A 14,792-nucleotide genomic window follows, 5' to 3' on the forward strand; every position below is an offset into this window, starting at 1 on the left:
AACAATGGTATAATTAGCGCCATTTTCATAGCTTACATAGCGGTTATCATATGCAATTTGTCTTACACAAAACGGCCAGCGGCGAAACGCGTGCGCGCCGTGGCACTGTCCATCTCAATCATGGCGACGTACAAACGCCTGCCTTTATGCCTGTCGGTACTTACGGCACGGTCAAAGGTATGCTGCCGCGCGATATCGAAGCCATTGGCGCTGATATTATCCTTGGCAATACGTTCCACTTATGGTTACGTCCTGGTACTGAGGTCATCGACAAGTTCGGCGGCCTACACAAGTTTATGCACTGGGATAAGCCTATCTTGACCGACTCAGGCGGCTTTCAGGTCTTCAGTCTCGGTGCAATGCGCAAAATCACCGAAGAAGGCGTCAATTTTAAGTCGCCCATCGATGGTGCCAAGGTGTTTTTGTCGCCAGAAAAATCGATGCAAATTCAGTACAGCTTAAACTCAGACATCGTCATGCAGTTTGATGAGTGTACCCCCTATCCTGCCACTCACGACGAGGCCAAAAAGTCTTTAGAGCTGTCGCTACGTTGGGGCCAGCGCTGCGTCGATGAGCACAACAGACTGGGCAGCACCAATGCGCTGTTTGGTATTATTCAAGGTAGTATGTACCCAGATTTGCGCCAGCAATCGCTCGAAGGCCTGCTTGAGATTGGTTTTGATGGTTATGCCATCGGCGGCCTATCTGTCGGCGAGCCAAAAGATGAGATGATGGATATACTAGACTATATTCCAGATGCGATGCCAGCAGACAAACCGCGCTATCTGATGGGCGTTGGCAAGCCTGAGGACATCGTTGAGGCGGTACGCCGCGGGGTCGATATGTTTGACTGTGTTATGCCCACTCGTAACGCCCGTAATGGTCATTACTTCGTCACAGGCGATACAGACAATGCAGGCGTGGTACGTATCCGTAATAGCCAGTATCGTAACGATGAAGGCCCACTAGACCCTGAGTGTGACTGCTATACTTGCCAAAACTTTAGCCGTGCCTATTTATACCATCTCAATAAGTGTAAAGAGATGCTAGGGGCGCAGCTGGCTACCATTCATAACCTGCGTTATTATCAGCGCTTGATGCAAGGCATCAGAGACGCAATCGAGCAAGATAACTTCGATACCTTTGTCAGTGAGTTTTATGCCAAGCGTGGTCAAACGGTACCTGAGCTAAACTTACGATAATTTAAGTACGATTTACTTATAAAGCTTTTAGCAAAACCATCAAACATAAAAAAGCCAGACAGTTTCTTACTGACTGGCTTTTTTCACATGCTCACATTTTTTAAGCAATATGGTTTTTTATCACTGTAAAAAACTTACTGTCCTTAAACATGATCCTTTGGCAAATCACTCATTGGAATATCAGGATGTTTTCTTAAGTGCAAAATTGCAGCGATCAAACCACCCCATATAAGTAACATTGAAATAATCATAAAAATAATTGCTGATGTTGTCATAATAAATTCCTATTAAAATTTCAATTTGGTTAGTGGGCGTCATCAATCAAACGAGACTTGTCATCTTCTTCATCATGACGACCTCTTATACGAGAAAGTATAAACGCCCCTAATCCAAAGAATACTACAACACCCCAGCCAAACAATAATAGGATGGTAGTAGAGTAACCCTCGTAAGGCTCTTGGACCAAATTGATAAGCTTCAATCCTAAAGCAATGGTAAGTACAGTTGGCGTAATAACGGTTAGCATAAATACCCAAGCGCCGCCTAATTTGACACTTGAGATACGGTTAATATGTTCTAATAAGCCTGGAATCTTATGGCGATTAAACCAAGTTACCCATACAATCGACATTAAGCCACCGGCAACAATACCAATGTTATTCGCAAAATGATCGATGACATCTACCAATACCAGCGAACTACCAGTAGAGAACGCCGCAATCGATATTACGGCACATACACCGCCTATTGCAGCAACTGCTTTTTTACGAGACCAAGCAAACTTATCTTGAAAAGCTGAAATAGGTACTTCAAGAATACTCACTAAAGAGCTAATACCAGCGACTACTAAAGAACCAAAGAACAAGAAACCAATAAAATCACCACTAGCACCCATCGTTGAGATGATTTTGGGGAATACAAAGAACGCCAGTCCTACGCCGCCACTAGCAACCTCAGAGACTTCTTGACCTGTTGACATCGCCATAAAACCAATAGCGGCAAAGATACCGATACCAGCAATCAATTCAAATGATGAGTTAGCAAAACCTACAACCAAGCCTGCGCCAGTTAAATTGGTATTTCTTTTTAGGTAAGAGGCATAAGTCACCATAATACCAAAACCGACTGACAATGAGAAAAACACATGGCCATAAGCCGCTAGCCAAACATTAGGATCTTTCATTCTCTCCCAATTTGGTTCAAAAAAAGCATTCAAACCAACTTGTGCACCTGGTAAATTGACGGCTTTAAACACCATAATGCCAAACAACACTATGAGTAGTGGAATACAGATTTTGTTAGCAAGCTCAACACCCTTACGAATGCCGCCAAACATAATTAAGATGGCCAATGCCCAAACGATAAGTAGACCTGTGAACATCTGCGGTACAAATACAGAGGTCAGATCTCCTGTATGCTGTACAAAGTCACTGACAAAGAAGGTTGTGGTATCTTCTCCCCACCTTTGTCCAAACGAGAAAAGCATATAACTGCCTGCCCATACAATGACGGCAGCATAGTAAATAGCAATGACAAAAGATACGAGCGTCTGCCACCAGCCTACAAACTGGGCAGACTTTACCATCTTCTTATAAGCACGTGGTGCGGCGGCGCGGTATTTATGTCCTATAATGTAGTCTAAAAACAACAGTGGAATACCTGCTGTTAATAAAGCGATAAGGTAAGGCACCATAAATGCCCCACCACCATTGTCATAAGCCACATAAGGAAACCGCCATATGTTACCCAATCCTACTGCTGAACCGACAGCCGCTACAATAAAACCAGTCCTACTCGACCAATTCTCTCTTGGTTCCGCCATACACTCCTCCTAACATTACAATGGTAAGCTACTCAAATCTCATAAACCAAGAGATAGCTAAATTAGCAAAAAAAATGTTATAAATTATCTATTAATTAAATATTTCTTAATTAAATTAAGTTACTATAATCTTACTGAATAACTCTAGAAAGTTTCTGCTAAACATTATAAAAAGTCAAGTACTCATAAACATAAAAAACCATAACAATTAGTTATGGCTTTTTTAAATGCTGACATTTATAGAAAAATATAAGAAAAGAGTACACAATATCAGAAGAGGTTTATCAGACTTTAACGTACCACACCTCGTTTGCTATACTGTAAAGAATTAATAAGCAGCTGGATTTTTGGTTCTTTTGGTAATAAATCCTCTTGTAAAATCTTGAGAGCCTGAACAGTCGTTAATCCCGATCTAAAAATAGTCACATATGCTTGGCGTAATATATCGATGGTTTGTTGTGGCCAATCTTTGCGGCGCATACCTTCAATATTAAGCCCATGAGCATGTGCTGGATTGCCTGAAACCATAGTAAAAGCAGCGACATCCTTTAAAATTAGACTAGCACCGCCAACTAGGCTGTAATCTTCTACTCGGCAAAACTGATGTATGCCTGAATTACCACCAATAATAGTATGATTACCAATCGTCACGTGTCCTGCAATACCGACATTGTTTGCAACCACATTGTGATCACCTATCATACAATCATGAGCAATATGAGTGTTCACCATAAATAAATTATGGTTACCAACTTTGGTTAACTTGTTATCTTGCACAGTACCACGGTGTAAGCTACAAGCTTCACGAATGGTGTTGTGATCGCCAATCTCAAGCCATGTACGCTCACCTGCATATTTTAGGTCTTGTGGGTTTTCACCGATACTTGCAAACTGGTAAATTTGGTTATGCTTGCCAATCCGAGTGAGTTTGGTCACTACCACGTGTCGATGCAAAGTAGTATAGGCACCGATCGTTACCTCATCACCGATGATACAATATGGTCCTATAATAGCTGTCTCATCAATCTTGGCAGATGGTGAGATGAGCGCTGTGGGATGAATCTGACTCATAATATAGGCCTTTGTATCATTTAATGCGAGTAAATGGTAAAACAGAATACCAATAGTTTAGCCTCAAGGCTAATACCAATTATAACCAAAATTATTGTTGATGATGATTCTCATCGCGAATGCTAACATAATTCTCCAACAAATCTAGCCTATTACTTATTCAAACGCCTTCATCATCAGCTCTTTATTGCTCTTGGCGAGCGATCATCACTTGAGCGCTGGCGGCCAACTCATCTTCGACGTGTACGGTACAGTCAAACTTATAAATGCCTTGCTTTTGCATTACAGTTTTGGCACGGATGATGAGCTGATCACCAGGAATCACTCGGCGCTTGAAACGAACCTTATCAACCCCTGCAAACAAATACAAATAACCATCTTCGGCAGTTAGACCTGCACTAATAAAGCCTAATACGCCTGAAACTTGAGCCATAGACTCAACCATCAATACACCTGGCATAATAGGTTCATCAGGAAAATGGCCATTAAAAAACTCTTCATTAATAGTCACATTCTTAATGCCAGTAATACACTCACCAGGTTTACAGGCTGTAATCTTGTCCACCAACATAAAAGGATAACGATGTGGCAAATAATGTTTGAGCGTATGATAAGTTAGCGGCAGCGTCAGACCTTGCTCAGATAATGTTTTGATGTCTTCGTCGTTTAAAGTATCTATGTCTGTAGCACTCATAAAGGGGCTTCCTTGCTTTTATTACATATTGTTGATAGTAGAATTGTTCTCATGTTAATAATCTTATAGATAACTTTAAATAAGTATATTTAGCTGTCACCCAATTGGCGGAAGCGTACTGCTGCTCGCCGCCATTTCGCGGTTGGCATGGCAGCCGTTCCTGAAGAGTATGAGCCGGCAGTCTTGATAGACTTGGTCACCATCGTCATACCTGATAAAGTAACATCATCTGTGATATCGATATGACCATTGATACCTACTGCGCCGCCAATGATGCAACGTTTGCCTATAGTAGTACTACCAGCAATACCTGTATTCGCAGCAATAGCAGTGCCAGCACCGATACGTACGTTATGAGCGATTTGAACCAAATTATCAATAATGACATGATCATCGATGACGGTATCATCGATAGCGCCGCGGTCAATACAGGTGTTACTACCAATACGGACATGACTGCCAATGACCACGCGGCCTAGCTGGGCGATACGCTCCCATCCATCAATACTTGGGTCTTGAGTAGGTGCAAAGCCAAAGCCTTCAGCACCAACGCTAACACCAGCGTGTAGTCTAACATAATCGCCAATAACACAATCATGTCCAATGACGACTTGCGACTTAAACACACAATCAGTACCAACATGACTGTATGCTTCAACGACTACATTAGCGTCTAGGCAGCTACGGTCACCGATATGCACATATTCACTAATCACGCAATAAGGACCAATATGAACATCATTGCCAATTACTGCACTCTCAGCGATAATTGCTGTCGGATGAATATTATTGGTTTTTGTAGTATGACGGACAAAAAGCTGACTACTGCTAGCATAAGCCAAATAGGGTGACGCGACGACTAGAGCAACAGACGATGGCAGTACTTGCTCACGATACTGTTCAGTGACGAGCACTACGCCTGCCTGAGTATGGGCTAAGCTGGTTATATAATTTGGATCTGCCAAAAAACTCAGCTGCGTACTATTTGCGCCAGTCAGACTACCGACACCGCTCATGGTTAGAGTTAACTGATCGGTAGTAAGCTCAGCTTTATTCAATACCGGCTGACGCTGCTCAATCTGAGAGATAAGTTGCTTAATCGTTATCATAATTGGCGTTAATACTATTAATAAAGATAAAACTGGTGCCAAACTGATGTTTCAGTTTAGCGACCAATTAACATAATAGGTATAAAATAATACCAAGCTTTTAAAGTTAACTTCGTAATAAAGCGACTTTAAGTCCATAGACTTAACTAGAACGTGCTACCAATCTGGAACTGCACCTTCTCAGTCTCATCGCCTTCTTTATCACCGATAGGTACCGCATAACTTAATGAGATAGGACCGATAGGTGTATACCAAGTGACCCCTAAACCAGCACTAAAGCGTAGATCATTATCCTGTATCAATAAGGGTACATTCTTGGTTTTGTCTGGATTATCAGGATCACTACGGTCTGGAAACTCATCAGTACCACTAATCGGATCAACAAAGTTACGATCTTCTTTATCTGTGGTATCAAAGACCTGACCACCTTCAGCGAACAGTACTGGACGCACTTGATCAGCCCAGTCACCTTTAAATGGCATTGGCAGGATCAGTTCAGTACCAAAGGTCGCTAACGCATTACCGCCAACCTCTTCTTTTTGTTTACTTTCAAAGCCCTTTACTGCATTGTAATAAGACTCAGAGCGTGGACCGAGCGTCGACGCTTCATAACCACGTACCGAACCATAACCACCAGCGTAGAAGTTTTCATAGAAAGGCAAGTCATTACCATAGCCAAGCTTGGTATAACCACGTGCGATCACATCTTTATATACAGGATAGTACACATTACCCGTATAAAGTAGTTTCTGATAATTCGTATCGCCAAACCCGAAGGTTGCATTAACATTATGGCTCATGCCTTTAGTCGGAAATACGGGGCGATCTAACGTACTATAATCCCACCCTAAAAGTAGGTTGTAGGTGTTATAGTCGTTTTTGAAACTAGTTCGACCATCAAACTCTCCACTAAACTCTTCAGTAGTACCGCCATCATCAATGATTTGTTGAACGTTTGATACGCCAAGCCAGCGACCACCACGTACGGCAGTGTTATCAAAGTTTACCCCAGCACTGACGCGCTTGGTCTCATCTACAGGGTAGCTATAGTTTAGTGTTGCGCCATAAGAGTCGGTAACATAGTTACTAACGTTACGATCATCGTATTTAGTTTCGCGATAATAAGCGCTGACGCCTTGAGATACGCCATTTTCTGTAAAGTACGGATCTGTATAACCTAAACTATAAGAATCACGTGTCTCTGAACGTGATAAAGCAGCTTTAACGCGGTTACCTGTACCCATGAAGTTGTTTTGAGTAAGATCTAGCTGGAACGTCACACCGCCACTTTGTGAATAACCCGCAGCAATGGTCGAGCTACCAGACGGTTGTTCCTCAACCGTATAGTTAATATCTATTTGGTCTGGCTGATTGGGTACTGGTTTTACATCGACATTGACCGCTTTAAAGAAACCTGTACGCATCAAACGAGTACGTGATAGCTGTATCTTATCATTAGATGCCAACGCCCCTTCTAACTGACGCATTTCACGACGTAATACTTCGTCTTGGGTTTTGATGTTACCATTGAAGTTGATACGGCGTACATAAATAGGGCGTGCAGGATCAATATAATAATCAATATCAACAACTTTGGTTTCGTCATTAATACGTGGTACTGGACGTACTTGTGCTAAATAGTACCCTTCATTGCCATAACGACTTTTTAGAGCAGCGGTAGATGCATCAAGCTTGGCTTGCGAGTATTGCTCATTGGACTCAAAAGTAACGAGTTCGTTCAGCTCATCAGTAGCAAATTTTGGGTCTCCTAAGAAGTTTATTTCACCAAATTGATACTGTTCACCTTCGCTTACACTGACTTCAATGAACACACTACGCTTATCTTCACTAATATTTAGTACAGCGTTATCAACATTAAAGCGTATATAACCGTCGTTTTGGTATAGAGCTTTTAAGTTCTCTAAACTGGCAGCCAGCTTTTCTTTTGCATAGCGATCAGATTTAGATAATAGACGTGTCCATGAGGATTCTTTTACCGCAAAAACGTCTTTAATATCTTCATCAATAAAGTGCTTATTACCAATGACATTGATATCGACCACTTTAGCAGGCTTGCCTTCGATAAAGCGCACATCTAGTTTTACACGGTTGCCATCAAGTAAGGTTTGATCCACCTCGATATTACTATTGTAATAACCTTGGCTAATATATTGTTGTTGTAGCTCGTTGGCAACGCCTTGTAGAGTGGATTGTTTGAGTACATCACCTGTAGATAATCCAGCATTTTCAAGTCCTTGCTCTAGACCTTCTTCGGGGATAAGCTTATTACCTTCAAAATTCACTTCAGCGATAATAGGGCGTTCGATGACATCAAAAATCAGCTGACCACCTTCGACACGGCTTTGGATATTTGCAAAATTGTCAGTGGCATACAGTGCTTTAATACTGGCTGCAAGACTACTGTCGTTGACCGTATCACCTACTGTGACAGGTAAGACTGGATACAAGCTATCAGGGGTTAGACGTTGTAGACCAGTAAAGCCAATATCAGTGACTACAAAGTTTGCCGCCTGTACAGGCATACTCATCATTGCTACAACTAACGGCAACCCAGCCGCACTCATAAATAAAGGCGTACGCATAAACACTATCCGTCAATAAAAAACTTGCTTAAGTTAAGGTAAAAAGCGTGTTTTGTCTAGTCCGATTGGTACGCAATTTGCGATTCAAACATGAACTGACAGAGGACACTTTATATAAAATGCATCATAAAATAAACTAAAAATTACGATTAGTACAGTTACATCGATGCGTTAGTAATAGTAAAACGACCAAATAACTAGGACACAATGTCTATATAGACGTTAGTTTGTCGTACTTTACTTGATAAATGACTTATCCTCTAATCAAAATAGCCTACTAATATCATTACCAATCGCTAACACCATGAAACCTGCCAGTAAGAGTAAACCAATATTTAATCCTACAATTTGAACCCCTTCTGATAAGGGCTTGCCACGAATTAGCTCAATAAGATGGTACACAATATGTCCACCATCTAACACAGGAATCGGTAATAGATTTAAAACTGCAAGGCTCAAACTGATTAAGGCGGCAGTAGATAGCACCATCTCCCAACTAATATCAAAGCTTTGCTTGGCAACTTTAGCGATGGTAATAGGCCCAGATAGATTGTCCAAACCTATCATACCTGAGATCATCTTGCCCATTGAACTGACTGTCATCACGGCCAGCTGTTCCGTCTTTTCAAACGATTTTACTATTGCTTCGCCAGGACCATAAACTATGGTGGCTTTATACGCATCAGGAATGACGATTTCGGTTTGTTCAACCATAGCGCCGATTTGACCGTAGGCATTACCTAGATTGTCTTTCTTGCCTTGTGGCATGATCTGTAGCTGTACTGGCTTGCCATCACGCGTGACAGTAAAGTTGAGTAACACTTCAGGGTTGTCACGAATAATTCGTGTGGCACTAACCCAATCTTTGATCTCTTGATCATTAATCGCTGTTATACGATCGCCTACCTCTAGACCTTGACGTATGGCTGCCCCATCCGCTGATAAGTCACCAACGATCGGTACAATCTGTGGTTGCCAAGGTAACATACCAAAGCTGGTTAACGCATCCTTACCTTTATCATCACCTTGCATAAATTGTATAACAGGTGCTGGATAGGTTTTTGCCGCATCTGTAGATGATTTGTCTGATTGTAGCGTAATACTGACATTACCCGTCTCACCCATTCGTCCTGCTAAACGGTAATTAATACCTTCCCACGTCTGTACTTCGTGACCATCAATTGCGATGATTTTATCCCCAACTGGCAATTGTGCCATCGCTGCTGGAGTGTCTGGCAGTACTTGACCAATCTTCGTCGCTAATTGTTCAGATGGGGTCATAAACAATACCCAAAACAGCGCAATCGCGATGATAAAGTTCATAATTGGACCAGCAGCGACGATAGCGATTTTCTTCAATGGGTGCTGACGATTAAATGCCAGATGTAGCTCATCTTTTGCCACTTCACCTTCACGCTCATCAAGCATCTTGACGTAACCACCTAGCGGCAGCATAGAAATACGATAGTCGATGCCGCTTTTTTTACTGGTCCAGCCCGTCAGCTTTGGGCCAAAACCAATAGAATAGGTTAGCACTTTGACACCGCACAATCGTGCCACTATATAGTGACCCCACTCATGCAGTGCAATTAAAGGCCCTAAAACAAAAATCGCTGCGAGCAGTGTTAGTAAGAACGTCATGATCTTTTCTCGTTTAGGTTACTCTTCATCGTGCTATGCCATCTCAGCGACAAGCGCTTCAGTATGACGCCTTGCTAGTCTATCAATCGCTAAAATGTCATCAATATCAGCATTTTCATCTAATAGTGGTACTTGTATCTCGGTTAACGCTTGCTCATTGATATTGGCTATATCAGTTAAACGTAACCGACTTGCTAAGAATGCCGCGACTGCTATTTCATTGGCAGCGTTCAATATAATGGTCGCTTGCGTACCCGCTTGCATGGCTTGACGTGCAAGACGCAGACAAGCAAACTTATGCAAGTCTGGTTTAATAAACTCTAAACCGCTTAGCGCATATAAGTCCAATGGTTGAGAGCCACTATCAATCCGTTCAGGATAGCTCAAAGCATGCGCAATCGGCGTTTTCATATCTGGGCTACCAAGCTGCGCTAAAAAGCTACCATCGCTATATTCTACCATTGAGTGGATAATACTTTGTGGATGAATGACCACATTTATCTTACTTTCTGGCAAATCAAATAAATGACAAGCTTCAATCAGCTCAAGTCCTTTGTTCATCATTGTCGCAGAATCAACCGATATCTTTTGACCCATCGACCAGTTTGGATGTTTGACCGCTTGAGCAACGCTTGCCTGCTGCATTTGTTCAAAAGACTGCTGCAAAAATGGTCCACCTGAAGCGGTCAACCACAGTCTGCGCACACCATGGTTTGATTCATGAATATGGGTATTGTTTTGCTGAATAGCAGGTGGCAAACACTGAAAAATGGCATTGTGTTCAGAGTCAATGGGTAATAAAGTAGCGTGATGGCTTTTAACCGCTGCGATCATGACTTGTCCAGCCATGACCAATGCTTCTTTGTTGGCAAGTAAGATACGTTTGCCCGCGCGTGCAGCAGCCAATGTAGATGGCAGTCCTGCTGCGCCAACTATGGCCGCGACCACAGTATCTACTTGGGTATCAGTGGCAATATCTATCAGACCGCTATCACCGCTTACCACATCAATGGACAAGCCTGCCTCATCTAAACGCTGAGCAAAGTCATCAACAGCCGCCGCTGGTACACAAACACGCATCGGCTCAAACTGCTGACACAGCGCGAATAGTTTATCCAAACGCTGATACCCGGATAGAGCATAGACGTTATAGTCTTGCGTATGCGCCGCTAGAATTGCTAATGTGCTGTCACCAATAGAGCCCGTTGCGCCAAGTACAGCGATGCGTTGCGTCATAACTATTAATGCCCATAAATATTAATAAAAAAGGTAACGTTGAAAATAAAAATCGTCTAGCTAAAACGCCAAGTCAGCAAAGAGTTGCTGCTGACCTTATAAAACGTAGCGTTAAGATAAATAGATTGCAGTAGATGCAAATTTAGACAATGAGTAATCCTAAATGTTGCAGACTCCAAAACCCGAGGGCAAATATCGGAGTGGCAGATAATAAGGAATCAATACGATCTAGAATACCGCCATGACCTGGTAAAATAGTTCCTGAGTCTTTCACTTTGGCACGACGTTTAAGCATAGACTCAAATAGATCTCCCAATACTGAGGCAAGAATCGTCACAGCTGAGAGCGCGACAAAAGCGATCAATGCCATACCTGTCAGTTGCAGTTTAAAGACACTAATAGCGATAACCACCACTAAGCCTGTGATCAAGCCGCCAGCTAACCCTTCCATACTCTTATTAGGAGAGACATTGGGTGCCATCTTACGTCGACCAAGCTTGCGTCCAACGAAGTAAGCGCCACTGTCTGCACACCATACCAATAAAAATACATACATTAGCCACCAAGCCGACAGCTGCCATAAATAAAACATAGCTGTAATAGAGGCAGTCAATATCACCACTCCCATCAAACTCAGCTTTTTACCATACCAATTTGTATATGTTGGAAAACTACGTACCCAAGATAATGCCAGCAGCCAGATGATTAAAGAGGCAATCCACCACATCACCCAAGTGATTTCAAGCAGTAAAGATATTAGAGTAATTGTCAGCACCATCATGACAAAGACAACAGGTTGACGCCATTTAGGCATCAGCTTCGTCCATTCGTGCGCAGCAATGGTGACTCCGATCGCTAATAACGGTGCAAAAAAGATGGGCGTTTGGCTTGCAAACAATGCAATTCCAACAATGATAATTAAAATAATTGCTGTTTTAATCCGTTGCCACATACCAATCAGACCTTATAGTAAAAAGAGACATTTGCTCAATATTGCATTATAGCAGCTAATACAAATGCATGAACTAGCGTAATGCTTGCGTTTCAACCTGTTCGCTGGTTTTGCCAAAACGGCGTTGACGCTTGGCAAACTCTGTAATCATGTCTGCAAGCTCATTTGCACAAAAATTGGGCCACAACGTTTGGGTAAAAAACAGCTCTGCATAGGCTGCTTGCCACAATAAGAAATTGGAGATCCTATATTCACCGCCTGTTCTGATTAACATATCCACCGCAGGCGCATCAGCTAACTGAACGTATCGACCCAGCAAATCATTGTTGATGTCTTTAGCACGTAAATCACCTGCCTCAACTTGTAGAGCAAGCTGTTTTGCAGCATGTGCAATATCCCATTGGCCACCATAACTGATAGCAATCACCAGTGTCATTGCTTCAAAGTGTGCCGTTTTGGCTTCTGCATCGAGCATTAAGGTTTGTAAATCGTCGTCAAGCTGACTGCGATCACCTATAAAACGCAACCGAATACGATACTTATTCATGCGCGGCATTTGCTCATGAATGGTTGAGGTCAGTAAGCGCATGAGTAGCGCCACCTCACTTGGTGGTCGTTGCCAGTTTTCACTCGAAAATGCAAATACCGTTAGCATCTCGATGCCAGTATCTAAACAATACTCAACGATAGGATCTAGTGCATCTTTACCAGCGATATGCCCTTCTCCGCGACCTAAAGCATTGGCTTTGCCATAACGGTTGTTGCCATCCATGATGATGGCGATATGACGAGGGACAATAGTAGAACCGAGAGGGGGTAAAGTAGACATGGACTATACTGCTTATTATCAAGGTAAATTTATCAGCGATACGGCTTTGAGAAGATGCTATTGAAATGCTGCAAATGTCTTGCATCGTTGGACATAAGATATATAAAAACAGGCAGCCAATAATAACGGGCTATTGACTACCCATTTGATAAGTCTGTTAGTAAACCATTATCAAAAATAGTACGGCTTATACAACCATCAATTCAGTCTCTTTAGTATCGAGCTTTTTATCAATGCTCCCGATAAACTTATCAGTGATTTTTTGAATATCATCACTAGCACGGCGCTCATCATCTTCTGAGATTTCTTTTTCTTTTGCCAAGTCTTTGATGTCATTCATCATATCACGGCGGATATTACGAATAGAAACGCGGCTGTTTTCAGCCTCACTACGTGCAAGCTTTTGCATATCGCGGCGTGTCTCTTCAGTCAAAGCTGGCATCGGTACACGAATGACATCAGCAGTCATTGGATTTAGACCCAAATCTGCCTCACGAATTGCTTTATCTACCGCTTGTACCATAGTGCGGTCAAACGGTTGCACCAGTAGCGTACGTGAGTCTTCGACGTTGACACTAGCGACTTGGTTAAGCGGTGTATCAGCACCGTAGTAGCTGACCATGATGCCTGACAACATACCTGGATGTGCACGCCCAGTACGAACTTTACTAAAGGTGTTCTCTAGCGCCTCTAATGTCTTTTGCATGCGTGATTCGCCGTCTTGCTTAATCTCTTTAATCATTATATATCCTTACTTATCAATATCGATAATGTTCTATATTATTACATTATGAGAGGTACATGACCTATTATGCTACTGCCATTTAGAGCAGTGGGTTATCAACTGTCTATAAACAATTATCTTTGGTTAATGATAAACGCGTGTGCCTTCGTTTTCGCCCATCACGACATTTAATAAAGCGTTGGGCTTGGTCATATCAAACACTTGTAGCGGTACGTTATGCTCACGGCATAGCGCAATAGCAGTCAAGTCCATCACGCCAAGCTTTTGCTCTAACACTTCATCAAAGGTTAGACCATCGTATTTGGTAGCGTCAGCGTGCAAGCTTGGGTCTTTATCATAGACGCCATCAACCTTAGTCGCTTTCAAAATCAAGCCTGCTTCAATCTCAATACCGCGCAAACAAGCTGCGGTATCGGTCGTGAAGAAGGGGTTACCGGTACCCGCGACAAAGATACAAACTTCACCATTTTTAAGGTAACGAATCGCATTTCGGCTACTATAGCTTTCGGTTACTTCACCGATTGGCAACGCCGACATCAAACGCGTCTTAATATTACGGCGCTCAAGCGCATCACGCATGGCAAGTCCATTCATAACCGTTGCCAGCATGCCCATTTGATCACCAGTGACACGGCCCACCAAGCCCTCTTGTTGCAATTGTGCACCGCGATATAAGTTACCGCCGCCAACGACAATACCGACTTGAACCCCAAGGCCACGCAAGTGTGCAATCGACAAGCTCATCTTATCAAGCACTTCAGTATCAATACCCATATCCTTGCCACCGGCTAAAGCTTCGCCGGAGAGTTTGAGCAGTATGCGCGAGAAACGAGGGTTTTTGTCAGACATGAGGGCACCTTTTTATCGTTAAATTTATCGTTAAATAAT

At 42.5% G+C, this 14,792-nt stretch carries 13 protein-coding genes; 1 reads left to right on the forward strand and 12 read right to left on the reverse strand.

The window, feature by feature from the left end; translation table 11 throughout:
• Window positions 1–50: 50 nt before the first annotated feature.
• Window positions 51–1,202 (forward strand): tRNA guanosine(34) transglycosylase Tgt, encoded by a 1,152-nt coding sequence (tgt, locus tag Q0895_RS11725; protein ID WP_299189133.1) that lies wholly within the window; start codon window positions 51–53, stop codon window positions 1,200–1,202.
• A gap of 143 nt (window positions 1,203–1,345) precedes the next feature.
• Here the strand turns inward: tgt and Q0895_RS11730 are convergent, their stop codons facing one another.
• The 12 genes from Q0895_RS11730 to pyrH form a co-directional block, all read right to left on the reverse strand.
• Entirely contained in the window at window positions 1,346–1,477 is a 132-nt protein-coding gene (locus Q0895_RS11730; protein ID WP_299189135.1) for a methionine/alanine import family NSS transporter small subunit, read from the reverse strand.
• A gap of 29 nt (window positions 1,478–1,506) precedes the next feature.
• Window positions 1,507–3,024, reverse strand: coding sequence for a sodium-dependent transporter (locus tag Q0895_RS11735; protein ID WP_299189138.1), 1,518 nt, complete (start codon window positions 3,022–3,024; stop codon window positions 1,507–1,509).
• Window positions 3,025–3,315: 291 nt separating this feature from the next.
• On the reverse strand, window positions 3,316–4,095 hold the full coding sequence (gene lpxA, locus Q0895_RS11740; protein ID WP_299189140.1) for an acyl-ACP--UDP-N-acetylglucosamine O-acyltransferase: 780 nt from the start codon (window positions 4,093–4,095) through the stop codon (window positions 3,316–3,318).
• Between the two features lie 184 nt (window positions 4,096–4,279).
• Complete coding sequence (gene fabZ / locus Q0895_RS11745) at window positions 4,280–4,789, reverse strand: 3-hydroxyacyl-ACP dehydratase FabZ (RefSeq protein ID WP_299189142.1); 510 nt, start codon at window positions 4,787–4,789, stop codon at window positions 4,280–4,282.
• Window positions 4,790–4,878: 89 nt separating this feature from the next.
• Entirely contained in the window at window positions 4,879–5,898 is a 1,020-nt protein-coding gene (lpxD, locus tag Q0895_RS11750; protein WP_299189144.1) for a UDP-3-O-(3-hydroxymyristoyl)glucosamine N-acyltransferase, read from the reverse strand.
• 146 nt (window positions 5,899–6,044) lie between these two features.
• On the reverse strand, window positions 6,045–8,501 hold the full coding sequence (gene bamA / locus Q0895_RS11755) for an outer membrane protein assembly factor BamA (protein ID WP_299189145.1): 2,457 nt from the start codon (window positions 8,499–8,501) through the stop codon (window positions 6,045–6,047).
• Window positions 8,502–8,765: 264 nt separating this feature from the next.
• Window positions 8,766–10,142, reverse strand: a complete 1,377-nt coding sequence (gene rseP / locus Q0895_RS11760) for an RIP metalloprotease RseP (protein ID WP_299189147.1) — start codon at window positions 10,140–10,142, stop codon at window positions 8,766–8,768.
• Window positions 10,143–10,175: 33 nt separating this feature from the next.
• Window positions 10,176–11,378, reverse strand: coding sequence for a 1-deoxy-D-xylulose-5-phosphate reductoisomerase (gene ispC, locus Q0895_RS11765; protein WP_299189149.1), 1,203 nt, complete (start codon window positions 11,376–11,378; stop codon window positions 10,176–10,178).
• A 142-nt stretch (window positions 11,379–11,520) separates the two neighbouring features.
• Window positions 11,521–12,330, reverse strand: a complete 810-nt coding sequence (locus tag Q0895_RS11770) for a phosphatidate cytidylyltransferase (protein WP_299189152.1) — start codon at window positions 12,328–12,330, stop codon at window positions 11,521–11,523.
• Window positions 12,331–12,403: 73 nt separating this feature from the next.
• Window positions 12,404–13,159, reverse strand: a complete 756-nt coding sequence (uppS, locus tag Q0895_RS11775; RefSeq protein WP_299189155.1) for a polyprenyl diphosphate synthase — start codon at window positions 13,157–13,159, stop codon at window positions 12,404–12,406.
• A gap of 187 nt (window positions 13,160–13,346) precedes the next feature.
• Window positions 13,347–13,901, reverse strand: coding sequence for a ribosome recycling factor (gene frr / locus Q0895_RS11780; protein WP_299189156.1), 555 nt, complete (start codon window positions 13,899–13,901; stop codon window positions 13,347–13,349).
• A gap of 126 nt (window positions 13,902–14,027) precedes the next feature.
• Window positions 14,028–14,753, reverse strand: a complete 726-nt coding sequence (pyrH, locus tag Q0895_RS11785) for a UMP kinase (protein WP_299189157.1) — start codon at window positions 14,751–14,753, stop codon at window positions 14,028–14,030.
• Window positions 14,754–14,792: the final 39 nt, after the last annotated feature.

It is taken from the genome of uncultured Psychrobacter sp. (genome assembly GCF_947495825.1).
In the GTDB taxonomy this organism is placed as follows: Bacteria; Pseudomonadota; Gammaproteobacteria; order Pseudomonadales; family Moraxellaceae; genus Psychrobacter.